The 25,281-nt window shown below is 48.8% G+C and carries 24 protein-coding genes; 2 read left to right on the forward strand and 22 right to left on the reverse strand.

Features of this window, described 5'->3' with window-relative positions:
• Positions 1-11 precede the first annotated feature (11 nt).
• The 6 genes from TK45_RS02365 to TK45_RS02390 all read right to left on the reverse strand — a co-directional run bounded on the left by TK45_RS02365 (position 12) and on the right by TK45_RS02390 (position 5,190).
• A complete protein-coding gene (locus TK45_RS02365; RefSeq protein WP_131257021.1) occupies positions 12-1,349 on the reverse strand; it encodes a sodium-dependent transporter in 1,338 nt (445 codons plus the stop codon).
• Between the two features lie 140 nt (positions 1,350-1,489).
• Positions 1,490-3,526, reverse strand: coding sequence for a carboxy terminal-processing peptidase (gene prc, locus TK45_RS02370; protein WP_131257022.1), 2,037 nt, complete (start codon positions 3,524-3,526; stop codon positions 1,490-1,492).
• Between the two features lie 14 nt (positions 3,527-3,540).
• Positions 3,541-4,173 carry an RNA chaperone ProQ gene (gene proQ, locus TK45_RS02375; protein ID WP_131257023.1) on the reverse strand — a complete coding sequence of 211 codons (633 nt, stop codon included), beginning with the start codon at positions 4,171-4,173 and terminating at the stop codon, positions 3,541-3,543.
• Positions 4,174-4,182: 9 nt separating this feature from the next.
• Positions 4,183-4,482: a hypothetical protein gene (locus tag TK45_RS02380; protein WP_131257024.1), complete on the reverse strand. Its 300-nt coding sequence runs from the start codon at positions 4,480-4,482 to the stop codon at positions 4,183-4,185.
• Entirely contained in the window at positions 4,479-4,940 is a 462-nt protein-coding gene (locus TK45_RS02385) for a GAF domain-containing protein (RefSeq protein ID WP_131257025.1), read from the reverse strand. The genes TK45_RS02380 and TK45_RS02385 overlap by 4 nt, the downstream gene beginning before the upstream one ends.
• On the reverse strand, positions 4,933-5,190 hold the full coding sequence (locus TK45_RS02390; protein WP_131257026.1) for a DUF3862 domain-containing protein: 258 nt from the start codon (positions 5,188-5,190) through the stop codon (positions 4,933-4,935). Before TK45_RS02390 ends, TK45_RS02385 begins: the two co-directional genes overlap by 8 nt.
• 212 nt (positions 5,191-5,402) lie before the next feature.
• Here TK45_RS02390 and rsmF point away from each other — a divergent pair, with 212 nt between their 5' ends.
• Positions 5,403-6,839, forward strand: coding sequence for a 16S rRNA (cytosine(1407)-C(5))-methyltransferase RsmF (gene rsmF / locus TK45_RS02395; protein ID WP_131257027.1), 1,437 nt, complete (start codon positions 5,403-5,405; stop codon positions 6,837-6,839).
• A gap of 266 nt (positions 6,840-7,105) precedes the next feature.
• Here rsmF and TK45_RS02400 read toward each other — a convergent pair whose 3' ends face one another.
• The 14 genes from TK45_RS02400 to TK45_RS02465 all read right to left on the reverse strand — a co-directional run bounded on the left by TK45_RS02400 (position 7,106) and on the right by TK45_RS02465 (position 22,800).
• Positions 7,106-7,624: a gamma carbonic anhydrase family protein gene (locus tag TK45_RS02400; protein ID WP_131257028.1), complete on the reverse strand. Its 519-nt coding sequence runs from the start codon at positions 7,622-7,624 to the stop codon at positions 7,106-7,108.
• 1 nt (position 7,625) lies between these two features.
• Complete coding sequence (locus tag TK45_RS02405; protein ID WP_131257029.1) at positions 7,626-8,486, reverse strand: acyl-CoA thioesterase domain-containing protein; 861 nt, start codon at positions 8,484-8,486, stop codon at positions 7,626-7,628.
• A gap of 53 nt (positions 8,487-8,539) precedes the next feature.
• Positions 8,540-10,378 (reverse strand): protein kinase, encoded by a 1,839-nt coding sequence (locus TK45_RS02410; protein ID WP_131257030.1) that lies wholly within the window; start codon positions 10,376-10,378, stop codon positions 8,540-8,542.
• A 1-nt stretch (position 10,379) separates the two neighbouring features.
• Positions 10,380-11,219, reverse strand: a complete 840-nt coding sequence (locus TK45_RS02415) for a 23S rRNA (adenine(2030)-N(6))-methyltransferase RlmJ (RefSeq protein ID WP_131257031.1) — start codon at positions 11,217-11,219, stop codon at positions 10,380-10,382.
• Positions 11,220-11,249: 30 nt separating this feature from the next.
• Positions 11,250-11,942, reverse strand: a complete 693-nt coding sequence (locus TK45_RS02420; protein WP_131257032.1) for a hypothetical protein — start codon at positions 11,940-11,942, stop codon at positions 11,250-11,252.
• A gap of 102 nt (positions 11,943-12,044) precedes the next feature.
• Entirely contained in the window at positions 12,045-13,634 is a 1,590-nt protein-coding gene (locus tag TK45_RS02425; RefSeq protein ID WP_131257033.1) for a dihydrolipoyllysine-residue acetyltransferase, read from the reverse strand.
• Between the two features lie 10 nt (positions 13,635-13,644).
• Complete coding sequence (locus TK45_RS02430; RefSeq protein WP_131257034.1) at positions 13,645-14,622, reverse strand: alpha-ketoacid dehydrogenase subunit beta; 978 nt, start codon at positions 14,620-14,622, stop codon at positions 13,645-13,647.
• A 3-nt stretch (positions 14,623-14,625) separates the two neighbouring features.
• Positions 14,626-15,816 carry a thiamine pyrophosphate-dependent dehydrogenase E1 component subunit alpha gene (locus TK45_RS02435; protein WP_131257035.1) on the reverse strand — a complete coding sequence of 397 codons (1,191 nt, stop codon included), beginning with the start codon at positions 15,814-15,816 and terminating at the stop codon, positions 14,626-14,628.
• Between the two features lie 296 nt (positions 15,817-16,112).
• Entirely contained in the window at positions 16,113-16,775 is a 663-nt protein-coding gene (locus TK45_RS02440) for an SDR family oxidoreductase (protein WP_131257036.1), read from the reverse strand.
• Positions 16,772-17,530 (reverse strand): 3-deoxy-manno-octulosonate cytidylyltransferase, encoded by a 759-nt coding sequence (gene kdsB / locus TK45_RS02445; RefSeq protein ID WP_131257037.1) that lies wholly within the window; start codon positions 17,528-17,530, stop codon positions 16,772-16,774. The genes TK45_RS02440 and kdsB overlap by 4 nt, the downstream gene beginning before the upstream one ends.
• The gene (locus TK45_RS02450) at positions 17,527-17,724 is read right to left on the reverse strand and encodes a Trm112 family protein (RefSeq protein WP_131257038.1); all 198 of its coding nucleotides are present in this window, start codon (positions 17,722-17,724) and stop codon (positions 17,527-17,529) included. Before TK45_RS02450 ends, kdsB begins: the two co-directional genes overlap by 4 nt.
• 2 nt (positions 17,725-17,726) lie before the next feature.
• On the reverse strand, positions 17,727-18,710 hold the full coding sequence (gene lpxK / locus TK45_RS02455; protein WP_131257039.1) for a tetraacyldisaccharide 4'-kinase: 984 nt from the start codon (positions 18,708-18,710) through the stop codon (positions 17,727-17,729).
• A 9-nt stretch (positions 18,711-18,719) separates the two neighbouring features.
• Complete coding sequence (gene msbA, locus TK45_RS02460; protein ID WP_254426524.1) at positions 18,720-20,471, reverse strand: lipid A export permease/ATP-binding protein MsbA; 1,752 nt, start codon at positions 20,469-20,471, stop codon at positions 18,720-18,722.
• An 85-nt stretch (positions 20,472-20,556) separates the two neighbouring features.
• On the reverse strand, positions 20,557-22,800 hold the full coding sequence (locus TK45_RS02465) for a DNA internalization-related competence protein ComEC/Rec2 (RefSeq protein ID WP_131257041.1): 2,244 nt from the start codon (positions 22,798-22,800) through the stop codon (positions 20,557-20,559).
• A gap of 26 nt (positions 22,801-22,826) precedes the next feature.
• Between TK45_RS02465 and TK45_RS02470 the strand changes: the two genes are divergently transcribed.
• The gene (locus TK45_RS02470) at positions 22,827-23,357 is read left to right on the forward strand and encodes a DUF2062 domain-containing protein (RefSeq protein ID WP_131257042.1); all 531 of its coding nucleotides are present in this window, start codon (positions 22,827-22,829) and stop codon (positions 23,355-23,357) included.
• 15 nt (positions 23,358-23,372) lie between these two features.
• Here TK45_RS02470 and TK45_RS02475 read toward each other — a convergent pair whose 3' ends face one another.
• Both TK45_RS02475 and lolD read right to left on the reverse strand, forming a co-directional pair.
• Complete coding sequence (locus TK45_RS02475; protein ID WP_131257043.1) at positions 23,373-24,608, reverse strand: lipoprotein-releasing ABC transporter permease subunit; 1,236 nt, start codon at positions 24,606-24,608, stop codon at positions 23,373-23,375.
• Entirely contained in the window at positions 24,599-25,279 is a 681-nt protein-coding gene (lolD, locus tag TK45_RS02480) for a lipoprotein-releasing ABC transporter ATP-binding protein LolD (RefSeq protein WP_131257044.1), read from the reverse strand. The genes TK45_RS02475 and lolD overlap by 10 nt, the downstream gene beginning before the upstream one ends.
• Between the last annotated feature and the right edge of the window lie 2 nt (positions 25,280-25,281).

Consider the following 25,281-nt stretch of genomic DNA (forward strand, 5'->3'; position numbering starts at 1 on the left):
CTCTTATTGTTTTACGCAGCGCTGAGCGAGCGGTAGAACATCACAATAATGACCACGGGGCACACAAAACGCACATACCACGGCCAGATTTTCCAAAATAAACTGTTTTCAGCATCAGGATTACCTTCCTTCAGTTCCTGTAATGCCTGATCACGCTTCCACACCCAGCCTGCAAAAATACACAGACATAAGCCCAGCAGCGGTTGGCTGTATTTGGTAGTGGCATTGATTACCAGACCAAACAGCGCATTGAAGTTATTAGCGATAACGGTACTGACCAGCATAATGATCGCTGTCATGACCCACACCGTCGCTTTGCGCCCAAACCCTTTATTTTCGGTCACATAGGCCACCGGGACTTCCAGCATCGATATAGAAGACGTCACGGCAGCAACCACCATCAAGGCAAAGAAAAATATCGCTACAAAGATACCGACTGACCCCATGCTATCGAATAGCGCTGGTAGTACGGCAAAGATAAGCTGCGGGCCTGAAATCAGCGTATTGCTGTCGCTGAAAATCTGCACGCCGTTGTGCGCAGCCACATACATGGCTGGAATAATTAATAAGCCGGCCAGGATCGCGACACCAATATCCACCAGTGCAACTGACGCGCCCAGACTGGTTATGCGCTCTTGTTTACTCATGTACGAGCCATACACCAGCATGGTACCAACGCCGAGTGACATAGAGAAAAACGCCTGACCCATGGCATCTATCAGTAAATCCGGTTTAAACACACGGTCGAAATCAGGTACCAGATAACGCTTGAACCCTTCTGCTGCACCATCCAGTGTGGCGACATAGAAGATTAAAATCAGAATCATCACAAACAAGGCTGGCATTAAGCGCACCGACCAACGTTCGATACCCTGACTAACCCCACCGAGAACAATCCCGGCAGTTAGCAGCAAAAACAATCCGCAAAACAGCACGTCACGCATGACAGATTGGGTCGTTAACCAACTGGCTATATCCGGCATACCAAGCAATTGTGCAATCGGACTGGCGAAATAGGCAATCATCCAGCCAGCAACGAGGGCATAAAATGACAGGATAAGAGATACGGTTACCAAGCCCCATACCCCTGTTGCGCGGCCAGCGATACCACCCAGGTTGCCCAAGGCATCAACCATATTACTACGGCTGTAGCGGCCAATGAGTAATTCGGCCATTAACACCGGATAGGCCAACACGAACGCGAGGATGATATACATCAGCACAAACGCAGCGCCGCCATTTTCTGCTACCTGGGTGGGAAATCCCCAGATATTTCCCAGTCCAACGGCGGAACCCGCCGCGGCGAGAATAAATCCGATACGGGAGGAAAACTGCCCTCTTGCACTCATAATTTACCTTCTACTTATTATTATTTATGGGCTTAATCCGGCCTGAAGCTTGCCCTGTGATTATTATTGTCAGACCTAAAAAGATGCCGCTCATTTAGCGGCATCTTTAATTAACGTGTTTTAGCCGTACTTGCAATCGGTTAACGCTGAAATACGTATTTTCCTGTGGAGATAACATCGAACGTAATGTTTACAGCCTCCTGCTTAAACGGGTCAATGTCATCCAGTGCTTCTGGTGCATCTTCCAACTTAGCGATAGGTTCCAGGCCTAAACGTGCCAGACGTTCATTAGCGCGCTGTAACGCACGGGCGTTACGCTCATCTTTTTCAGCAATCCGTACACTTTCGACCAATGACAGGGTTTTATCGTCCTTTTCCTTGCGATAACGGTCGATGTCATCTCGCAAATAGGCGAACTCCGGATTACTGGCGATACGTGTTTCGAAATTTTTCTGCACGGTCAGCGATGAAGCGACAGGGTCAGCCACAGTGACATAATTCGCACGAGGAATGCTATCCCAAGGTAAGGCATTATCTGCCTGACTCTCTCCCCACTCCCCCGGTTCAATCGCCGATGGGAACTTGATATCAGGGATCACACCTTTGTGCTGCGTACTACCGCCATTGATGCGATAAAACTTGGCAATAGTAAACTGTACTGCGCCTAATGGGTTTTCATATAAGTCAAACAAGCGACCTAATTGACGATGCTGTTGTACTGTTCCTTTACCAAAGGTGTTTTCGCCGATAATTAAGGCACGGCCATAATCCTGCAGGGCTGCGGCAAAAATTTCCGACGCAGACGCACTGTAGCGATCCACCAATACGGTCATCGGTCCTTCGTAATAGGTAACACCGTCTACGTCCTGTTTCACTTCTAATCGACCGGCCTGATCGCGAATCTGTACCACCGGCCCTTTGTCGATGAATAAGCCCGTAAGCAGTGTGGCTTCATTTAACGAACCACCGCCATTGCCACGCAGGTCAACGATAATTCCTTTGACGTTCTGCTCTTTTAATTTAGCAATTTCGACTTTTACATCTTCGCTTAAGTTGTTGTAAAAAGAAGGAATTTCGATAATCCCAAGCTTTTCACCCTGGTGTGGACCACTGTCCGGCACATAAACTTCAGACTTGGCAGCACGATCTTCCAGTTTGATTTTCTCGCGGGTCAGCGACACTTCAACTGGTGCGTTGCTATCTGATAAATGTTTGAGCAGCTGCAACCTGACGGTTGTGCCTTTCGGGCCTTTGATTAAGTCAACCACTTCATCTAAACGCCAACCCACCACATCGACAAATTCACCATCATCCTGTGCCACACCAACGATTTTGTCTTCCGGCTTAATCTTGTTTGAAAGCTCTGCCGGGCCACCGGGGACGATACTGCGTACCACGGTAAAGTCATCTTCGCTGGACAGCACGGCACCAATCCCTTCAAAGGACAGGTTCATTTCCATCTCGAAGCGTTCAGAGCCACGTGGTGACAAATAACTGGTATGTGCTTCAATACTGCGCGCGAACGCATTCATTGCCGTTTGAAACACATCTTCACTCTGGGTCTGGCCCAAACGTTTGATGGCACGTTGATAGCGCTTGGTCAGTAATTCTTTGATTTCTGGCCAGGCTTTGCCATTGAGTTTGAGGTTCAGCGCGTCATTTTTAACCCGCTGACGCCATAATTCATTTAATTCAGCAACCGTGGTTGGCCATGCGGCGTCTTCACGATCATAAGCAAACACATCACCGGCCTTTTCAAAGTCGAATGGTGTGTCCAGCAAGGTAATCGCATATTCGAAGCGCTCCAGTCGGCGCTGCATGTTGAGTTCGAAAATTTTGTAAGCATGGTCTAACCGGCCCCGTGCCAGCATGTCATCAAACTCATCACGGTATTTTTCCAGCGTTTGAATATCACTGGCTAAAAAGAAATGGCGGCTGTAATCCAGTTGTTTGAGGTAACGATCAAAAATTGCCTCAGACAACTGGTCATTCAGTTCGATTTCTTTGTAGTGTGCCCGGGTAAATAACGATGACACCCTTTGAGCCGCCGTTGCATGTTGTGCTTCCTGCACCAGGTCCGGTAATTCGACAGTCGTGTCCGTTGACACACCGGCGAGCACCGTGCCGCTCAGAACAAATAAAGCGCTGGCGACGGACTTGCGGATCAATTGGGTCATAGCGTTACCTCTGGTTATCTGGCCAAACGCAAATTACTGGCCGGAACTTTAACTTGCATACCGGTATCCAGCTGTACCTGAATACCATCTTTGCCAACCTCAACTATAGTCGCTGGCATCGGCGCTTTACCGACTTTTACCGTGACTTTAGTGCCGGCTACCATGTCGGTATCCTGCAACTTCTGTGGTGGTGGGCCTTTTTTAATAGGCTTGCGGTTAGCCGGTTTGGTTCCCTTCGCGTCCGATTTTGGCTGAAATTTTTTCTTTGCGGGCTTCTTATCAGCTGAATTTGTCGCTGATTCGGCGCGTTTTGCAGCAATACGCTCTTTGCTTTCTTTCAGTTGCTGCTCAGCATGTTCAGCGTGTTGCTGTTCAATCACGTCGCCAGCCTGGCCATCCAGATCAACCCGATGCGCGCCAGTTTTGACTGACTCCAGATAACGCCAGCTATTGGTGTAGTGACGAAGAGAACTGCGTAACAAGGTTTTGCTCACGCGTTCGTCATTGTCGAGACGCTCTGCCAGATCCTGAAAAATACCTATTTTCAGTGGCTTAGCTTCACCTTTTACTGAAAAACATGCTGGGAAGGTTTCGGCAAGAAATGCGATCACTTCTTTGCTATTACTAAACTTTTGTGGATTATCCATTTACTATCGCTACTGTATGATGTGTTCATCAGTGGAATCGTCATCTTCCCAAGTTGCCAGCAATTGGTCAACCCAGTCAAATAGCTCATCCACCTCGATTTCGTTGAATTGTGGCTCCTGGCTCCAATATTCCCAAACATGTTGGAACAATCTCGCCAGCGCCTCGGTATCTATGTCGTCATCAACACGACTGTACAGGTAATGGAGCATGTCATTAAACTGCTCACTAACATCCTGCGCTTCCTCTTCGAACTGTTCAAAATCTTCCGCAGTGGATAGCACTACATGAATATCAAACAATTCTTTCATGCCAGACTCGCTTCCAAAATTGCTACCAGCGTCTGCAACCCTTCGGCATCTTCCTGATCAAAACGTGAATATACCGGGCTATCAATGTCTAACACAGCCACCACCTCACCATTTTGATGGACAGGGATAACGATTTCCGAATTAGATGCCGCATCGCAGGCGATATGGCCATCAAATTCGTGCACGTTTTCAACCAGTTGCAACGTGTCTTGCGCTACCGCTGTGCCGCATACGCCTTTGCCTACCGCAATGCGCACACAGGCCGGTTTACCCTGAAACGGCCCCAATACCAATTCGCCATCGCGCATAATATAGAAGCCTGCCCAATTGATTTGCGGCAAGCTCATCCACAATAACGCACTGATATTAGCCATATTGGCAATCATATCCGTCTCGCCGCTGAGCAAAGCGTCTGCCTGTGCATTCAATGAGACGTAAGTTTGTGCTTTATCAGTCATGTAAACCTTGTTTCTCGAAAAGCACCGCTTTTTCAGCGATAAAATTAACCTGAATGAAACGTTTTTCGCGTTCCCCCCAAATACAGCTGTTGGTGCCAAATCTGGCTTCGCATTGATCAGGCTTTCCGATAATGTCGGTAACCTGCTCAAACGTCATACCCATTTTCAACTTGTCGTAGTTTTCAACCGTGAGCTTAGAGCAACCTGTTAACGACATTATCAGCGCCGCAGACAATAGGTATTTTTTCATTCAACACCCCCATGAAATGATGGCGCATTATAAATACCTGCTGGCAAGAAGTAATACCTGTATCTGCCCTTTCTGCGCGATTCCTTATGGAAATTTACGATTTCTAACATTTTCGTTTAAATAATAAGCAAATTATCAACGACACACATTGCAACGTCGGTGCAGCCTGTGAAGTTTGGTATAGTGTCGCTAAATTGAAAAACGTCACTGTTATGCACGCTACTATTCATATTGATCCGCAATTTCTGGACTACGTATCGGCCCATTTGCCCAACGGATATTCGCTGGCCGAATTTACAGCCTATTGCCAAACGCCACTAAGAAAAAGTATTCGCGTTAATACCCTGCGTTTATCCGTGGATGAGTTTTGCCAACATGTTAATCAGCAAGGCTGGCAATTAACGCCAATCCCTTGGTGCGCACAAGGTTTTTGGATAGAACGCCCAAGTGAGCAGGAAGAGCGTATCCCATTAGGTAATACCGCCGAACATTTAGCTGGCTGGTTTTATATTCAGGAAGCCAGTTCCATGCTGCCACCAGTAGCATTGGTAAATCCTGATTCTGCCCCAGCCTGTGTACTGGACATGGCGTCAGCTCCGGGCTCAAAGTCAACCCAATTAGCAGCCATGATGAACAACCGGGGTACTTTAGTTGCTAATGAACTGTCGTCTAGCCGGGTTAAAGTGCTGGCGGCTAATTTTTCACGCTGTGGTGTGCAAAATGCCTGTATCAGCCACTTTGATGGTCAAGTGTTTGGTCAGTACACACAGGAATCCTTCGATGCCATCTTATTGGACGCCCCCTGCAGTGGAGAAGGAACCGTGCGAAAGGATCCTGCCGCATTGCAACATTGGGACACAACCCACATCAACAGCATCGTCGAACTACAAACAGCATTGTTGGATGCTGCAATACAGGCGCTGAAAGTCGGTGGCGAGCTGGTCTATTCGACCTGTACATTGAATAAGTTTGAAAACCAACACGTCGTTGCCAGTGCTTTGGAAACATACGGCGACGCACTGGAAATTGTTGATCTATCAGGGTTATTCTGCGGTGCAGAACAAGCCATAACACCTGAAGGCTATTTACATGTCTGGCCAATGGTTTTCGACAGCGAGGGGTTTTTCGTAGCCAAATTGCGCAAAGTAAAAGCCACCCCGCTGAAAGAATCCAAATCCCGACATGGCGACGTACCATTTAGTCCCCTTACCCGTAAACAATGGCAACCACTGGACGTTTACCTTAAAAGCTTTGGGATTGATCTGCCGTTGACACAGCTTTTTTACCGTGACAACGAAATATGGTTCTTACCCGAATACGCCAGAGAATTAGGCGCGAAAATTAAACTGCAACGCTACGGGGTGAAACTGGCGCAACAATTTAAGCAGGATTATCGGTTAACCCATGAGGCGAGTCTGGCGTTTGGCTGCTCAACTGCCAAGCGTGCCATTGAAATCACGCAGGCTGAATATGCGGATTTCTGCCAGGGTAAAGATTTTCTGACTCACCACACACCGTCGTTAAAGGGCGAATTATTGCTATGTTTTAACGGTCAACCGGTTGGTTTAGGTAAATGGGTAAATGGCAAAATTAAAAACTCTTTACCGCGTGAATTAGTGCGCGACAGGCACCAGTTAGGCTGGGGATGACGCTGTGGAAAAACTGTACAGTCTTTTCGCAAATTTTTTTGTTTTTTTCGCAAAAAGACTGTAAACCATTGAATTGAATACTGATTTTTTTCTTAAAAAAATCCACTTAAACTGTTTATTTTTTGTGCAAAACTGTTCTACAATAACAGTCCTTTGAAGATTTTTTACACTTCAAATCCCAGTTTTACCAGTTAGCGCACGGCTCATCAAATGAGCCATTCCCCTAAACCCAGGACCTGGATTAGAGCCTGGGTTTTTTTTGTCTGTTATACGCCCTGTAATCCAGCCAAGTAGCGCTGCGCGTTAAGTCTGTAATGTTCGGCAGACGCTTTGAGATGTTCTGCCTGCGCTTCACTCACCTGGCGGATGACTTTACCCGGTGCGCCAACAACAAGGGAATAATCCGGGATTTCCATCCCTTCAGTAATCAACGCATTGGCACCAATCACGCAAAAATTACCAATTTTTGCGCCATTGAGTACCACCGCATTAATCCCGATTAACGAATAATCGCCAATTGAACAACCATGTAGCATGGCTTTGTGCCCCACCGTGACGCCCTCTCCAAGGGTCAGCGGATAACCGGGATCATTGTGTAACACTGCACCGTCCTGAACATTGCTATTCTTGCCCACCACAATAGGTTCGTTGTCCGCACGCATTACTACATTGAACCACGCACTGCTGCCTTCGTGCATATGTACATCACCAATTACCGCTGCCGCGGGCGCAATAAATACGCCTTGGGCAATATGCGGTGTTTTGTCGTCTAATTGGAATTGCATGTCACGCATCCTTTTTTCTTATCACGCCTTCCTGCATGGTGGTGGCAACCAGATTACCCTGTAAATCAAAAAACTGACCACGTACCAGCGCTCTTGCGTTATCCGCAAACGGGCTGTCCATGCTGTACAGCAGCCACTGATTAAAATCGAACGGACGATGGAACCACATCGCATGGTCTATGGTTGCCATGCGCAGGCTACGATCCATGATGGACAAACCATGGGGTTGTAACGAAGTCGCAAGGAAATAATAATCTGATGCATAAGCCAACAGGCGCTGATGCATGAGCAAATCACTACTCAGTGGCTCGACAGCGCGCATCCACACCTGACGAACTGGCGTCAATACTTTCGGGTTTCTCGGATCAATTTGTTGCACCAAACGCATATCGATCGGCGCGTGGTAGACTAATTTTTCCTGCACTTCAGCAGGCATATCTTTAAATAGTTCCTGATAGGTTTCTAATTCTGAGCGCAGATTTTCTGGTGGTGTTACCTGGGGCATCTCAGCGACCTGGTGTGACAGCCCTGGCTCAGGAAACTGGAAAGAGGCCGTCATATAAAAGATCGTGCGGCCATTTTGGATCGCCTTGACGCGTCGGGAAGAGAAACTGCGGCCATCCCGTATGTTTTCAACGTCATAAATTACCGGCTTTTGTGCATCACCCGGCAGTAAAAAGTAGGTATGAAATGAATGGACAATCTGACCATCCGCCACGGTGTGCTGCGCCGCTGCTAAGGCCTGACCTAATACCTGCCCACCGAACAGTGCGCGGAATCCCAAATCCCAGCTTTGGCCACGGTACAAACCCGGATCTAACTGCTCGAGACTCAGTAACTGGGTCAATTTTACTTCTTTCACACGTACCTCGGTATCTTGCTCTTTGGCTTCGGCTAAGCGCCTTAATATAGTGATTAATCTTGTTGATTCAATGGATTGCGTGGATAAAACTTTTCCGGTAACGCATCGGTGTGGGTAAAAAATCGCGTGTCCTTATAGGGTAATTTCATAAACCCGGATATGCCCAGGCCAGTGATTTTCGGTATATGGCTAACAAGTTGTGCCAACAACTGGCTGAAGTCTTCATGCCGGGTATGATCCAGCAAGGTATAATAACTATGGATCTTAAGGTGGGTAGGTAAAGCTTCGAAAATCACACAGCCAGTATGGTGAATGCCGTTAAGGCGCGCAATTAACCCGAGTATTTCTGGTGGTAACTGCAGTAACTCATCCGGATCATCACCGTCTTCAAAATAGGAATGCATCTTTGACTCGTCTTTAGGCAAAGATAACTGACTGACTTCAAAAGGGATCCGCAAACCAGCGTCAGGTATAAAGGGGGTGCTATCGTCCTCACGCTCAATATGTAACGTGTCTTTAGCATTAAACAAACAACACTTGAAAATGCCGGTGCGGTGAATCGCTCTGGCAAGCGTCACCATATTGTTAACCGACACCTCAAACGATGCTCGCATCCGCTCGTCGAACAGGTTGAGACTCGAATCAATATAGACACCGTCAGGTTGCCAGCGCACAGCCAATCCGCCTACCACCGGGTAACGACCGAGACGGCCAACGGCAGCAATGAATGCTTTTTCCGTATCCCCCATGCCCTGCATGTAATTTTTGTAATAGCGCTCAAATTGCGCGTCGTTCAGATAACGCAAGCTGTGTGACGACTCGCCTTCTTCACGCAAAAAGGATTTACGCGAACTGTAAACAACCGTCTCAATATCTTTTTTGGTGTTATGTACCCAACAGGGGATAAACGGGGTGTAAACAAGCGGCTTATCAGGCGCAAATACTATATTGCGTAGTGCATGAATATTACGAAACAGGTAATCCCCGGCCTGCCGGCGTACCTGAGCATTATCATCCATCAGTGCCGTCAGAATATGCGCCAGTTCGCGGGGTAAGCCCAATCCATTGGGATGCACGACTTTGCGCCCGAAGCGGCATGATTGGCCTGACGCCAGCGCATAGATAGTGCTGGCGAGACCCTGCTCATCAAATCTTGGTGACGACAATGCACCGTTTAACTGTTCGTCACCAATAAAATACACATCACCAAGGCGTGCGTTGGTTTGTTGCAGATCCCCAGACATCAGATCCATAACATTACTGCCCACATGCTGGCCAGACTCATCCAGCTGTGCAAATACCGACGATCCCCAGTCAATCAATTGTACGGTTTCCGAATACTCATCGAACACGATATTCGATGGCTTAATATCACCGTGCACAATCGGGCGTGACGTTCCCTGCTGCTGGTAGCTGCGCAAGGCCCGCAACACGTCGGTCAACTGCGCAATAATTTTGACTATCAGGCGCGGTGCCAGAGGCCCGCGGCGCAACGAATATTGCTCTAAATCCTCTCCACGCGCGCGCTCCATTACCAAAATGGACTGCTTGCCAATACGTTGAAATTCAACCAGCGCCGGCACATGAGGATGCTCTACCATGGATAACATAAAGGCTTCGTCTTCGAGACGATCCTGTACATGCTGTGGCAAGGTGATACGCGAGAACTTAAAAACCAACTGCTGACCATCCGGCGCAGTACCAGCAAAAACGAAACCAAATGCCCCTTTACCCAAATATTGGGTATCTCGATAGCCAAGCAACGCTAATTGTTGATGGCAAAGGCTAAACCAGTCCTTCAGCTTTTGCGCATCTTTATGGGATAGCAGGTAAAAAGACTGCTCTTCCGGAATATAAAAATGCTTAAGGCTTTTCTGGACGGGAGAATTCATATCAGGCGGGCTCAATCAGCCATTCAGTGCGATACCCTGCCCCTGTTTGCCCCAGCAGCGATGTCAGGATCGGTAACAGCTGCTCGATTTGCTGGTCGACTTGCCATGGCAAATTAATAAAGGCCATGCCACTACCATACATACCCAACTCCTGCGGTTGTGGTTTGACCCAACATTCGGCGATAAACAAACTGGCTGGCTGTACTTTGGCTAATGCGTCCAGCATAGCTGGGGCCTTATTGCGTTTTTCGGCCAGTAGTGGATACCACAGTGCAACAACCCCTACCGGCCATTTTTTATGCAATTTTTGAATAAAGTTCACGACGTCCTGATATTCTCGCGCCTGTTCATAGGGCGGATCAATTAACACCATGCCGCGCTTAGGCTCTGGCGGAGCGATGGCCAGGGTACCTTCGAATCCGTCCCGATGATGAATTGCCACGCGCGGATCGCGTCCCATATTGGCGCGCAAATTCTCCACTTCGTTATTATGCAGTTCCATCAGGATAAGCTTATCTTGCTCACGCAAAAGGTGGGCGGCGATAGCTGGCGAGCCCGGGTAGAGATCTTTATCACGAAACTGACTGATTAATGCCAGATAATCGGTAATCTCAGGGTATTGCCCAGATCGTTGCAGCAATTTGTCGATGCCATCGCTGTATTCCGCTGTTTTATTTGCCATGTCGGTACCAAGATCATACAGACCAGCGGCACTATGGGTATCCACATAGCAAAGGGGTTTAGCTTTTTCGGTTAATTTATTCAGTAACAGCACCTGGCACAGGTGCTTGAACACATCGGCGTAATTGCCGGCGTGAAAAGCGTGGCGATAACTCAGCACGTCGTATTTTTCCGGGATAACAAATACCCGTTAGTTTAAACGCAAGGCCGGTTGCAGCGCACTGTTAATTTCAAGCGGGTCCTGCAATCGCATATTGCTGGTCGCCAACATGCGGATTCGTCGGTCGCTATCTTGTTCAAATGCGTAAAACGCGGCATTGAGGTTAAACCCCACCTGCGCGTTATAGGCTTTCTGAAAATGTTCCAGACCAGCCGGTTGATCAAAGGTTAGCGTCGCGACACAGATGTCGTTGCCACAGGCCACATCGTTAACCAATGCCTGAGCATTCGCAGCGGCGGCAACAATAAGACGGTCGAAATCCAGTTTCAAATTCTGATTGTGATGGCGTTCACGATAGCGAATAAGATTGGCCACTACATCACTGAAATTAGCCACATTAAGCAATTCAGACGTTATCTCAGCATCCAGATATTGTCGATTATCGATCAGCAATCTTTCAACCGAGAGACCAGCAGAAACGGCACAAGTTACCTTGGTATCCTCAGCGCATTCTGATGGTCTTGATGAATAACTCTCGGTGTTTGCTACCGTAAACTGAGCTTCGTGATAAAACACGCTCTTAGTCGACGGCGTTAATGAAGCAATACTGACCGGCGCAGCTTCGCTTGAAGCAAGTAGATGGGAGGCAGAGATAAAATAATTTAATAATGCCGGGCCCAATATTGCTGTTCCTAACAGCAAAGGGACGATAAATCTGGACATTCCATGTTCCTTATTTAGCAGTGTATTTTTTAACACAAGCCACAACGTAAAAACAACTCCATTTTTGCAATAAAAAACCCCGCATTCTGCGGGGTTTTTTAATTATGCCAGTGTACTAAACATACTGAATGGATTTTCCAGATAGCCCTTCCAAACGTTGCTAAAGCGTACCATGGTTGCGCCATCAATTACGCGGTGATCGCCACTCCAGCTAATGTGCATGATATTCGCAGCTTTCACATGCCCTTGGACATCGAAACGCGGCAAGGTTTGGATCTTACCTAGTGCCACAATAGCGACTTCCGGCTTATTGATAACCGGTGTCGCGGTGGTGCCGCCAATTACGCCGACATTAGAAATACTGATAGTGCCACCGGTTAAGTCATCCTTAGACAACCGACCTTCCCTACCCAGGTCAATCAGACGATTAAGTTCCCGGGCAATCTCGTTTAATGACATATTCTGTACCCCTTTGATATTGGGTACCAACAAGCCGATCTTACTGTCGATTGCCACGCCGATGTTGTGATCGTCGAAGTAAGTTAACTCCGTGCAGTCAGCATTGACCTGGCTATTAATAATCGGGAATTGTTTTAGCGCATTAGACAAAGCCTTAATTACAAAAGGCATATAGCTTAGCTTGATACCCTGAGCGGCGAAGCCGTCTTTCAATTGGCTGCGCGCTGCCATTAGCGCATCCATATCAATTTCATCGCTAACGGTGAAATGAGGGATCGTGCTGACAGACTCAACCATTTGTTTAGCCATAGCGGCTTTAATACCGCGGATGGCCTCAACCCGTTTACCGCCGGTAACTTTCGGCTGAGCAGATACCATCGCTGCGCTTGTCTCGCCCTTGGCAAAACGGGTGATATCGTCCTTCATTACACGGCCTTTGGGACCGGAACCTGCCACTGAATGGATATCAATATTTTGTTCACGGGCCAGACGTCGTACCGCCGGGCTAGCCAGCGCTTTACTATTTTTACCAGAACGCACCGTCGGCAACGTTGTGTTTACTGCAGCCGATGTAGTGCTTAACTCAACCTTAGTGACCTCTGGCTGCACACTGGGTTGTGGTTCCTGTTGCGTAGCCTCACCCTGGATTTGCAGCGCGAATAATGGTGTGTGTACTTTAGCGATATCACCTTTGGCATAATGCAATTTGACTACTACACCGTCGTGTTTAGCTGGAATTTGCACCATGGCTTTATCGGTCATCACTTCGGCGACCGGCTGATCTTCTTTGATGCTGTCGCCTTCGACCACAAGCCATTCAACCAGTTCACACTCGACAATTCCTTCACCGATGTCTGGCAGGATAAAATCTTCGATATGGCCAGTTGATACTGCGGGTGCAGAGACAGGTGCTTCCTGCTTGACCTCAGAATTGGACGACTCTGCTTCGGCAGGTTCTTCAGCCGCAGCAACTGGCGCAGATTTGAGACTCTCCTCACCCTGCAATTGCATCGCAAACAGCGGCGAATGAACCTTGGCAATATCACCTTTGGCGTAATAGAGTTTTGTCACCACGCCAGAATGCATTGCTGGAATTTGTACCATGGCTTTATCGGTCATCACCTCGGCGACCGGTTGGTCTTCGACTATGTAATCACCCTCAGCTACCAACCATTCAATCAGTTCACACTCAACAATGCCTTCGCCAATATCTGGCAGAATAAAATCTGTCATATCCTGCTCCTTAAAAATTCACGCTGCGCATAATGCCCTCGAACACCTTGAGGTGATCAGGCATGTATTCTTTTTCGTGGGCCAATGGATAAGGGGTATCCAGGCCACAAACACGCTCGATGGGTGACTCCAGATACAGGAAGCAATGCTTTTGAATGGTTGCAGCGATTTCACTGGCAAATCCACCCGTCAATGGAGCTTCATGACTGATCAACAGACGTCCGGTTTTCATCACTGATGTGGCCACTGTTTCCACGTCCCATGGTAAAATACTACGCAGGTCGATAACCTCACAGGATACCCCTTTGGCTTCGGCCATTTCCGCCGCCTTTTCCATGATTTCCATCTGCGCGCCCCACGCCAGCAGCGTGATATCAGAGCCTGATTTGACGATTTCTGCCTTGCCTAATGGCAATTCATAATCGTCCTCTGGCACTTCTCCCACCGAGGCTCGATACAGGCGCTTTGGCTCCATAAATAACACGGGGTTATCATCACGAATGGACGCAAGCAGCAAACCTTTTGCTTGATAAGGGTTACGCGGTACCACTATTTTCATCCCTGGTGTATGTGCAAAGTACGCCTCAGGAGATTGTGAGTGGTAGTGACCACCGGCAATGCCACCACCGTAAGGTGTGCGAATGGTCAAGGTACCCACGGAGAATTGACCACCTGAACGATAACGCCATTTGGCCGTTTCATTTACGATTTGGTCAAACGCAGGGAAGATATAATCGGCAAACTGGATCTCCGCAATCGCCACACTACCCTGAGAGGCCAAACCGTTGGCAAAGCCCATAATACCTTGTTCGGTCAGCGGCGTATTAAAGCAACGCGCTTTACCAAATTTCTCCTGCAGATTGCTGGTGGCACGAAATACACCACCGAAGTGCCCTACATCTTCACCGAATACCATTACTCGCTCATCCTGAGTCATGGCACTGATCAGGGCACTGTTAATTGCCTGCAATAAATTCATTTTCGCCATGACTTACTCCTTCACTCGGGACGCGGTTTTTGGATAGGCATCCGGATACTTACGAATATGGTCTTTCAGTTCCTGCAATTGCTCCTGCAGGTGCCATGGCGGCGTGTCATAAACGTCTTCAATAATGTGCTCAATGCTGCACACCGGTACTTTTTCTACACGTTTCAGCTCGTCCAACACTTCGGCGCGTTTGGCGGCCAGATATTTTTCATCTTCTGCGGGATCGATCCAGCCCTTGGCGGCCAGCCAATTGCCCAAACGTTGAATCGGGTCTTTGGCGTGCCAACGCGCTTCTTCGTCTTTAGAACGATAACCTGTCGGATCATCTGACGTTGAGTGCGCAGCAAGGCGATAGCTCATGGCTTCTATCAGCACCGGGCAATTTTCTGCAAGGGCGATTTCTCGGGCCTTGCGGGTCGCCTCAAAGACCGCGAAGATATCGTTACCATCAACACGAATGGTTTTAATCCCATAGCCCAGACCACGGGAAGCAATACCGTCGCCGGCAAATTGTTCTTCTGCGGGAGTAGAAATCGCATAACCATTGTTACGGCAGAAAAATATTGCCGGGCAATTCAGCACCGCGGCCATATTCAGGCCAGCATGGAAATCCCCTTCCGAAGCGGCACCTTCACCGAAATAACAAATAGTAACAGCCTCTTCACCCGCCATTTTCTGGCCATAGGCGTAACCGGACGCTTGTGGGATCTGGGTACCTAATGGTGACGAGATAGTCATAAAGTTCAGTTCTTTAGCGCCGTAGTGAATCGGCATCTGACGGCCTTTATTCGGCTCTTTTTCGTTACTGAACATTTGATTCATAAACTGTTCGGTGGTGTAGCCACGAAACGCCAGTGCGCCCTGTTCACGGTACTGAGACATAATCATGTCTTTGTCGCTAAGTGCCGCTGCACTGCCGACCGAGGCCGCTTCTTCACCGGTACTGGCCAGATAAAAACTAATCCGGCCCTGGCGCTGAGCCGCGACCATACGTTCATCCAGCACCCGGATAAACTGCATAGTACGGTACATTTTTACCGCCAGTTCCTGGCTTATTTCCGGCATCGTCGCATCGCTATGGATACTGCCATCTGGCTGCATGATTTGCAGCATGGGGATATCAACGACACCTTTGTCGATCAGTTTTACCTGATGCACAGTATTGATATCGCCTAAGTGATTTCTGTGTTGCATGTTTCTCAACCCTTAACAGGATGTAAGCAAAATATTGCGCTTATGTTAGTGCAGCGCCAAGAAACAGGCTTTGCCATTTGCAGGGTACGCCAAGAAGTGGCTTAGGATACAAATTTCGTTTTGAACGGATAAAGTGCCATTTTGTTTCAGATGCTTAGAAAACCCCCAGTATGTTGTTTACATATGGATGAATAGATAACATTTTTATCATACTGAAGCCCACCGGCTGGGCCGCCATTTTGAGTAAAAAAAAGCCCCGCACTGGGCGAGGCTTTGTTAACAATTACACAATCAAATCACCAAGGCAGTATGTCACCGTTGGAATGCCAGAATGTTCCACTGTTGGCAACATTCAATTCATCAATTCGTTGCTTGAGGCGCAGCGCGCAGGTATCGGGATCAATATCGCCAGCGCCACCGACCATATCGGTTTGTACGAATCCGGGATGCAAAATAGCAACGGCAACACCCTGCTCGTGCAGATCCCTGGCCAGCGACACAGAGGCGGCATTTAACGCAGCCTTAGACATACGGTAACCATAATATCCGCCGGAGCCATTATCGTTAATGGAACCCATTCGACTGGTAATCATCGCGACTTTAGCGTGCTCATTCAGATACGGCAGTAACGCTACCGTCACTTTAAGTGGTGCCAGCGCATTAACCTGAAACTGCTTCAACACGGTATCGAAATTCATGTCCGTCAGAGATTCACGCTCCAGGATCCCGGCGTTATTGATCAGCACATCAATTTTTTCGTTACCCAAGGCCTGAAACAGGTTGTGAAACGTTTGCTCATGCAACAAGTCCACTCCCTCAATTATCTGTGCCTTGGTTTTCGCTAATCCAACACTGGCTTCCCGACATACCGCAAACACTTTATATCCATCGGCAAGAAAACGTTTGGTTAATGCCAGGCCAATTCCGCGGTTAGCCCCGGTGATTAAAACGGATTTCATTGTGGCTCCTTATGCTTAAGTAAGCGCTGTAAATCTTCCGGGGTATCAACCCCTGCCGGTGGTGCCACCGCAGCGACAGCCACATGAATTTTTTCTCCATGCCATAACACACGCAATTGCTCCAGTGACTCTACCTGCTCTAAAACACTGGGCTGCATAGCGACATAGGCCTTAATAAAGCCGGCACGATAGCCATAAATACCGATATGACGCAGGTAATGATCACCGATCTGACTGATTTTGTCCTGATGCATAAAACGATTGCGATCATAAGGGATGATGGCGCGGCTGAAATACAAGGCATAACCCTGACTATCCACTACCACTTTTACTGCATTGGGGTTGGTGGCTTCATCCGCATCATGGATTTTAACTGCCAACGTCGCCATGGGAGCCTGGCTGGCCGCCAGATTCTCCGCTACCTGACGGATAATTTCTGGCGGTACAAACGGCTCGTCACCCTGAACATTTACGACAATGTGGTCGTCATCTAACTCCAGTGCCTCGACGACCTCAGCCAGACGCTCAGTGCCAGACTCATGGTCAGGACGAGTCATGCAAAAGTGACCGCCAAACGCCTCTACCACATCCGCAATGCGCACATCATCGGTGGCCACTACCACATGGCTGGCACCCGCCTGTTTAGACCGCTCATAGACGTGTTGAATCATGGGTTTACCATGAATATCGGCCAGCGGCTTACCCGGGAATCGGGTCGATGCAAATCGCGCCGGAATCAACACGGTATAGTTCATATGGATAATGCCTCGACTTCATCCAGAGACAAGCGCGTCGCCTCTACTTCAAGCAACACCGGAATATGCTCACGGATTGGGTAGGCCAAACGGTCAAATTTACAAATCAGGCGACTGTGCTCTTTGTCCAGTGCCAATTTACCTTTGCACACCGGACAGGCCACGATTTCCAGTAAATTTTTATCAAACGCCATGCTTACCTCTTTGTCTTTTTTATCGATGCAATTTTATTCATAAATGCCTGCTGAAATTCCGGGGTAAGTGTCGCACTCACCGGAAGATACCAGCAGTCATCGTGGGCAATGTCAGCACATTTTACTGCGTCTTTTTCCGTCATCACGACTGTCCCCTCAGGGATATCGTCAGCAACAAAGCTGTGGTGGTCGGCAAAACTCACCGTCCTGCCAATTTTCACGCCCTTTGTGCTCAACGTATTGTAAAAGCGCTGCGGATTGCCAATACCCGCCACTGCAATGACGGGTTCTTGCATTTCCTGTACGGAACGTGTGGTGGTTGGATATTTAATATTCACAAAACGACCGGTTTGCAAGGTCATCAGGTAACTGCCTTTACGGGCAATACCGCCGTTAACCACAATGAAATCGACGGTATCGAGGCGCCACTCCCCCTCGCGCAGTGGTCCCATTGGCAAAAGGTGGCCATTACCCAGTCGACGTTCACCGTCCATTACGATCATTTCAACATCACGCTTAAGGCGATAATGCTGCAGGCCATCGTCACACAGAATCACATCACATTTGTGTTTTGCGGCCAGGTGCTGCCCACCTCGCACGCGATCCGGATCGACGACAATCGGACATTTCAAATGCTGGCGCATCAGCCGTGGTTCATCGCCCACTTCACTGGCCTGATGGTGCGGCTCCACATCACAAGGATAATCTACGCCGCTTCCGCCATATCCGCGACTAAGTACCCCTGGGTGGTAGCCTTGCTGGCGCAGTAACTCAACCAAACGCATTACCAAGGGTGTCTTTCCATTACCACCCACACTGACATTTCCGACTATCACCACCGTCGCGTCCACAGCATAGGAGCCAAATAATCCGCTGCGATAAGCTAATCGGCGCAGCCCCGTGACAACACGGTATAGCAACGCCAATGGCCACAGCAGCCAAACCAGAGGGCTATGAGAATACCAGGCATTTTCCAGCGTACTCACGAGCTTTGCTTATCCTTCGCTAAATTGCATTTTATGCAATGCCGCATAGGCGCCATCTTTGGCTAACAGCGATTGATGATCACCCTGTTCAATAATTTCGCCTTTTTCCACCACCAAAATTTCATCGGCTTTCTCAATGGTGGATAAGCGATGGGCGATAATGATACAGGTACGGTTTTGTTGCAGAGTATCCAACGCATCCTGAATCAAACGCTCGGACTCCGTATCCAGTGCCGACGTCGCTTCATCCAGTATCAGGATCGGCGCGTCACGTAAGATAGCTCTTGCGATAGCAATGCGCTGGCGCTGGCCACCCGACAACATCAGGCCATTTTCACCGATCATGGTATCCAGTCCCAATTCTAACTGCTCAGCAAATTCGGTCACGTGGGCCGCATCCGCTGCCATCAGAATCTGCGCACGGGTCACGCGCCCTTCTGACCCATAAGCAATGTTGTTGGCGATGGTGTCGTTAAATAATGTGACGTGCTGTGATACCAGCGCACAGTGGCTGCGTAAGTTTTTAAGGTCGTAGTCGTTGATACTGACGCCGTCTAACAGCACATCACCCTGTTGTGCCTGATAAAAACGGGTAAGCAGCGATGAGATTGTCGATTTACCAGAGCCGCTGCGCCCCACCAACGCGAGGGTTTTACCGGCTTGCAGGGTGAAGTTAATATTTTTCAGAGCAGGTTTGGCAACGCCCGGGTAACTAAATGTCACATTGTTGTATTCAACTTTGCCTTGTACTTGCTCTGGACTATGGTTACCGCGGTTTTGCTCAGTATGCTCATCAAGAATATCGAAAATACTGGTACAGGCCGCCATGCCGCGCTGAAATTCACTATTTACTGTAGTTAACTGCTTGAGAGGTTTGAGCAGCATGGTCATGCCCATTACCACCGACACAAACACACCGGGCGTCAGTGACTCAACCAACTGCGGCACACTGGCAATATAAAGCACCACTGCCAGCGCAATTGAAGCAATAATCTGAATTGTGCTGACACTAAGGATTTGTGCAACGTACAGCTTCATATTCTGCTGACGGTTATGGTTGTTTTTTTGCTCAAACAACGCCGCTTCTTTGTCCTGACCGCCGAACATCAGCACCACTTTGTGTCCTTTAACAGCTTGCTCAACGCCTGTGGTGAGCGTCCCCATCGCCTGCTGAATATTACGACTGACTTTTCTGAATCGTTTACTGACCACAGAGACCACCACGGCGACCAGTGGGCCAATCAGCAAAAACACCAGTGATAGTTGCCAGGATTTCCAGAACATCATTACCAGCAAACCGATGACCAGTGCACCTTCTCTGACCAAAATGGCCAGCGCTTTGCCCGCTGCGTTCGCTACCTGCTCGGTGTCATAGATAACCTTCGAGATCAGCGCACCCGATGAGTGTTGGTCAAAAAAGCTGACTGGCAAATACATATAATGATTGAACAGATGCTGACGCATGCGCATCACCACGCTGGTTCCAATCCATTGTAGTGTATAGCTACCAATAAAGTTAAAGACGCCACGCAAGATAAAAATAGGCACAATCAGATACGCTGCCATGCGCAGAAACTGGTAATCACCACCACCGAGGCTTTTGTCGATCAGTGGCTCCAGTTGTGAAATAACCAGCACATCCAGACTGGAGTAGCCAATCATGCCAATGGCTGCGAACAAAAACGCCAGCTTGAAGTCTCGCAAATAATGGCGAAAACGACGAAATACCGATGGTGTCGGTTGAGTATTTGAGGTGTGCAAAACTGATAATTCCGCGGAACGTGCTCTTTTCATTCTCGGGCAATTGTACCTGCCAAACAGAAATTACCCAACTATCAATAAGATATTATTGGCTGTTGGCATACCAATAAGGAAACCCCGATTCACGAAAACGACGTACCTGTATGTCGCCTTCTTCGACATATACACTAATTTGGCCATGCAAATCAGTACGATGAATACGAGCATCATTCCCAGCATAGCGCAACATCACCTGCGCATGAGGATGCTGCCAACGATTTAAAAAGCCACTGCTGAAAATCACATGTTGCGGGCTTATCGCTTCCACAAATGCCTGTGTCGAAGAAGTTTTACTGCCATGATGCGGCGCAACCAGTACATTGGCACGTAAATCCACCCCACTGTCAGCCAAATATCGCTCTGCAACCTTATCAATGTCGCCGGTCAATAGAATTCGATAAGCACTATCTTGCAGCATCAATACACAGGAATAACGGTTTTCGCCACTTTGCAGACTGCTAGCCGGCGTGGGCGGCCACAAGCCGCGCAGATGTAATCCCTGCCACTTGAGGCTTAGTGAACTATCACAACCATTTTGACTGGTAATAATCTGCGGCACCTTAAATTCAGATGCGAGCAACGCGGGTAACGCGCCAGCGTGGTCGTTATCCATGTGAGAAATAAACAGATAATCGATTTGGCGTACACCGTGGTGGCGTAAAAAAGGCAGCAAGACACTGTCAGCAATATCAAATTCGTCTGAATAACTTGCGCCTACGTCATACAAAATGGCGTGTTTATTCCTCATCAGCACTACAGCCATGCCCTGCCCACTATCCAGCACCGTCAACTGCCAGTGCTGGCGGGTGTCGAAAAACGAAGACAATCCATGTAACACCATGGAAATAAAACACAAACCAATCAGGCCACTACGCCAACGAAATGTCGGTATGATAACCAACAGCGTCATCGCCAAAAGATACAGCCAGCTTTGCCAGGGTAACGTTAACCGGATAGCGCCTTCTGCAAATAACGTGTCTAACGCTGACAATCCCTTTATAAGTAGGGTAATGACAGCATCGAGCATGCTAAACATTGTGATCCCTGTCGCTGGTAACACCAACCAGATCAATACAGCACACAATAAACCCGGCACTAACAACAGCATAACAATCGGGATCGCAAGCAAATTAAACCCAATACTCAGCGGGCTTAAGATACCAAATTGCCACCCCACGACAGGTAACATCAGTAGCGTTAACAGAACCTGTAATCCCACAAACTGCATAAGTGGTGAGTTATTAAACGGCCAGCGCCAATGGATAAGCAGCAAGGCGCTCACAGCTGAAAAACTCAGCCAGAAACTGGCGGTATAAATCGAAAGTGGCGACACCAATAATAAAATCACTACCACCGTAAGAAATGCAGCCGCGGGAGTTCGGTATCGTCTGGATGCCATCATCAGAACGATAAGGCAGTACGCGATCAAGGCGCGCAATGTTGGTAATGAAAATCCTGCCAATGCGCTGTATAACGCGACAAACAGTGGCGAGATAAACCAGGCCAATCGATGGGCATTGATGGTTTGTTTGCCTAGCAGGGAAAACAGCCAAGCCAGCACCGCATAACTCATCACACCGACAAAGCCCAGATGCAATCCAGAGATTGCCACCAGATGTGCCAGCCCGCTGCGTTGTAACATTTGCCAGTCTGCCTGCTCTAGCGCACCGCGATAGCCTAGCGTCAGTGCTGCAATCCAGCGGAATGATGGCAGCTGTGCGATTTCCAGACTGTTGAGCAGCCGCTGGCGCAAGGTAATATGATCATCCAGCAAGCGATTGTCCTGATGCACCCGTATGTAACCACGGGCGCGGATACCCTCACTGAACATCCACTGCTGATAGCGAAATCCGCCTTCATTAGCCAGCCCATGAATGGGTTTCAACCGCACCACCCATTGCCAGCGCTGCCCCTGCTGCATCAGGATGTCAGTATCATAATTACTGAGCCTGACTTTAATTGGTGTAGCTAACCTGTCGCCATTGATTGACAACAATTGCGCATTCAACGGCGCCTGTTCACCCACAGGCATCAGACTGATAACTTCAGCGCTAACCAGTATATCCGTGCTCACCAGAGTGGCGGGCAATTGCCACCCAAGACGCTGGTAGCCTGCGAGCGTATACCACAGCACGGCGAACAAAAATCCGGCAAACAACAGTAATTTTCTGCTAAAAAGACAGCCAAGTGCGAGGATTGTGAGTATGATTGTCAACCAGACAGGGGGTAGATAGGTCCACCACAGCGAACTAAACGCTCCAAGCAAAAAACCTATTTGTCCCAAAACCATGGAAAGACGAGTCCCTGTTGTACGCTATGCCTAAAAAATTCATAAAACGCTATTTGCCCGACCATCACAGTATTAAACAAAATCGCTTTATTAGCCTTTTTGGCACTTTGTTACATGATGCGAACCTTTGGCATTTAAATCGTCGCAGCGCGGCAGGCGCATTTGGTATTGGGTTGTTTTTTGCCTTCTGGCCGGTACCGTTTCAGATGTGGTTGGCAGCAGCATTAGCCATTCCACTGCGGGTAAATCTGCCATTGTCTGTCGCCACTGTGTGGTTAACTAACCCCATTACCATGCCACCCGTATTTTATTTCGCTTATCTGGTGGGCACCTGGATCATCGGTGCACCAGTGCAGGAGTTTGCGTTTGAAGCCAGCTGGGCATGGGTGATTGAAAGTCTGGAAAGTATCGGTCCGGCGTTTTTACTGGGATGTTTTGTCTGCGGCGTGGTATTTGGGTTACTGGGTTATTTCGGCATGCGCCTGCTGTGGCGTTTTTCCGTTGCGCGGGCCTGGCAGCAACGAAAAGCCCGCCGTATTGCCAGCAAACAGGCATGAGTCGATGGCCACGAATTAGTGGCCTAACACCTCAGTCGGATTCAGTCGCGCCGCCCGCACTGCGGGATATAAGGTTGCCAATAAGGTCAGTAATAGCGCAATGATTACCGTCACGATGACATCAGCAAGTTGTAACTGACTCGGCAAAAAATCAATAAAATACACATCGCCGGACAACAGACGGGTACCACTGATCTTTTCAAACCAACGCGCCACATCACTGAGATATAAGCTTAATACGGCGCCAAAACCCGCGCCTAATAAAGTCCCGATAGCACCGTTAATCAGGCCCTGATAGACAAACGTGCGCATAATCAAGCCCTGCCCCGCGCCCATGGTCATCAACATGGCTATTTCCGCCTGTTTATCCGACACGGCCATAATCTGTGCCGACACAATATTAAAACAGGCCACGGCAATCACCAGGGTTAACACCACATACACCACCTGACGAACTAACAGAATATCCTGATACAGGTCACCCTGAGTGCGGGTCCAATCCGACATATACACCATCTGGTGCATTTGATTGCCGATTTCACGCACCTTGCGCGGCGCATCAAACGGATCGCTAAAATACAGCTGCAGGCCCTTTACGCCCTCACTGATTGCCAGTAACTCAGCAGCGTAGTCCAAATGCATCATGGCAAGATGCGCATCCACCTGACTGTTGAGCGAAATCGACCCGGCCACAGTCAGCCACACGGATTTGGGCGCCAGAAAACGTCCATCGTCAGCAACCTGTGGTAACAACAACTGCAGACTGTCTCCCGCTTTGACGTCCAATGTTTGTTTGAGACTTTCCCCCAGCAAAATACTGTGAGGGTTTGCAGCGAACGCAGGCCATGCTTGTAAATCATGCCCAGCCAGTGAGGGACTGTCTTTCGCCAGTGGCGCAGAGACCGCCTGGATTTGCACTGCCTTCAACTGATTCGCCTGTTGCAACAAGCCGGTAACCTTGATAACCGGTTGCATAAAGGTTACCGCAGGATCCTTTAACATCGACGCCATAGTGGCTTGCCAATCTGCTAATCCGGCGTCCTGTACGGCGGTAAATTCGCCATGGGGGATCACGGCAAGCAGATTATTACGCAGTTCGCGCTCAAACCCATTCATCACCGACAGGATAACGATCAATGCGAAACAGCCAATGGCAATCCCAATGGTCGAAGACGCGGACATAAACGCCGTTAAACCATTTTGCCGTTTGCCTCTTGCCAAACGCCAGGCGAGTAACGTGCTTAACGGCATACCTGCTCCAGTACACCATGATGCAACTGAAAGGTTTTATCCATGCGCGCCGCCAGTGCCCGGTCATGGGTCACCACCACAAACGCGGTATCCAGTTGGGTTTTCAGCTCACCTAACAGCTGAAAAATCCCTTCTCCGGTGTCTTCATCCAGGTTCCCGGTGGGTTCATCGGCGAGCACCAGTTTGGGCTGATTGATCAGTGCCCTTGCAATAGCCACACGCTGTCGTTCACCGCCGGATAACTGGCTGGGTTTATGCTCAACCCGGCTGCCCAGCCCCACCCGCTCGAGCATATTGGCCGCAGCTTGTTTCGCTTTGCTTTGAGACTCACCGCCGATCAACAGCGGCATCGCGACATTTTCCAGCGCAGAAAACTCTGGCAGTAAATGGTGAAACTGGTACACAAACCCTAACGACTGATTACGAAAAGCGGCCTGCTGCTGGCGTGAATAACCAAAAATATCCTGTTCATCGAAAATAACCTGACCACTGCTAGGCTTGTCCAGTGCCCCCAAAATATGCAGCAAGGTACTTTTACCCGAGCCGGATGTACCCAAAATCGCTACCTGCTGGCCTTTTTCGATAGACAGATTAACCTGCTTTAACACCTGAACATGCTTATCCGCGTCCTGGTAGCTTTTCGATACATCGATACAACGTAATAAACTCATTT

The sequence above is a fragment of the Bowmanella sp. JS7-9 genome, from assembly GCF_004329715.1.
GTDB lineage: Bacteria > Pseudomonadota > Gammaproteobacteria > Enterobacterales > Alteromonadaceae > Pseudobowmanella > Pseudobowmanella zhangzhouensis.

Excerpts from the sequence above, each read along its gene's own strand:
- TK45_RS02400 (WP_131257028.1), bottom strand. The coding sequence starts at position 7,624 with ATGCAATTCCAATTAGACGACAAAACACCGCATATTGCCCAAGGCGTA.
- TK45_RS02440 (WP_131257036.1), bottom strand. The coding sequence starts at position 16,775 with ATGAAATCCGTTTTAATCACCGGGGCTAACCGCGGAATTGGCCTGGCA.
- prc (WP_131257022.1), bottom strand. The coding sequence starts at position 3,526 with ATGACCCAATTGATCCGCAAGTCCGTCGCCAGCGCTTTATTTGTTCTG.
- lolD (WP_131257044.1), bottom strand. The coding sequence starts at position 25,279 with ATGAGTTTATTACGTTGTATCGATGTATCGAAAAGCTACCAGGACGCG.
- TK45_RS02470 (WP_131257042.1), top strand. The coding sequence starts at position 22,827 with ATGCCTAAAAAATTCATAAAACGCTATTTGCCCGACCATCACAGTATT.
- TK45_RS02465 (WP_131257041.1), bottom strand. The coding sequence starts at position 22,800 with ATGGTTTTGGGACAAATAGGTTTTTTGCTTGGAGCGTTTAGTTCGCTG.
- rsmF (WP_131257027.1), top strand. The coding sequence starts at position 5,403 with ATGCACGCTACTATTCATATTGATCCGCAATTTCTGGACTACGTATCG.
- TK45_RS02390 (WP_131257026.1), bottom strand. The coding sequence starts at position 5,190 with ATGAAAAAATACCTATTGTCTGCGGCGCTGATAATGTCGTTAACAGGT.
- TK45_RS02365 (WP_131257021.1), bottom strand. The coding sequence starts at position 1,349 with ATGAGTGCAAGAGGGCAGTTTTCCTCCCGTATCGGATTTATTCTCGCC.
- TK45_RS02475 (WP_131257043.1), bottom strand. The coding sequence starts at position 24,608 with ATGCCGTTAAGCACGTTACTCGCCTGGCGTTTGGCAAGAGGCAAACGG.
- proQ (WP_131257023.1), bottom strand. The coding sequence starts at position 4,173 with ATGGATAATCCACAAAAGTTTAGTAATAGCAAAGAAGTGATCGCATTT.
- TK45_RS02385 (WP_131257025.1), bottom strand. The coding sequence starts at position 4,940 with ATGACTGATAAAGCACAAACTTACGTCTCATTGAATGCACAGGCAGAC.
- TK45_RS02420 (WP_131257032.1), bottom strand. The coding sequence starts at position 11,942 with ATGTCCAGATTTATCGTCCCTTTGCTGTTAGGAACAGCAATATTGGGC.
- TK45_RS02410 (WP_131257030.1), bottom strand. The coding sequence starts at position 10,378 with ATGAATTCTCCCGTCCAGAAAAGCCTTAAGCATTTTTATATTCCGGAA.
- TK45_RS02430 (WP_131257034.1), bottom strand. The coding sequence starts at position 14,622 with ATGGCGAAAATGAATTTATTGCAGGCAATTAACAGTGCCCTGATCAGT.
- TK45_RS02380 (WP_131257024.1), bottom strand. The coding sequence starts at position 4,482 with ATGAAAGAATTGTTTGATATTCATGTAGTGCTATCCACTGCGGAAGAT.
- TK45_RS02435 (WP_131257035.1), bottom strand. The coding sequence starts at position 15,816 with ATGCAACACAGAAATCACTTAGGCGATATCAATACTGTGCATCAGGTA.
- kdsB (WP_131257037.1), bottom strand. The coding sequence starts at position 17,530 with ATGAACTATACCGTGTTGATTCCGGCGCGATTTGCATCGACCCGATTC.
- TK45_RS02450 (WP_131257038.1), bottom strand. The coding sequence starts at position 17,724 with ATGGCGTTTGATAAAAATTTACTGGAAATCGTGGCCTGTCCGGTGTGC.
- TK45_RS02425 (WP_131257033.1), bottom strand. The coding sequence starts at position 13,634 with ATGACAGATTTTATTCTGCCAGATATTGGCGAAGGCATTGTTGAGTGT.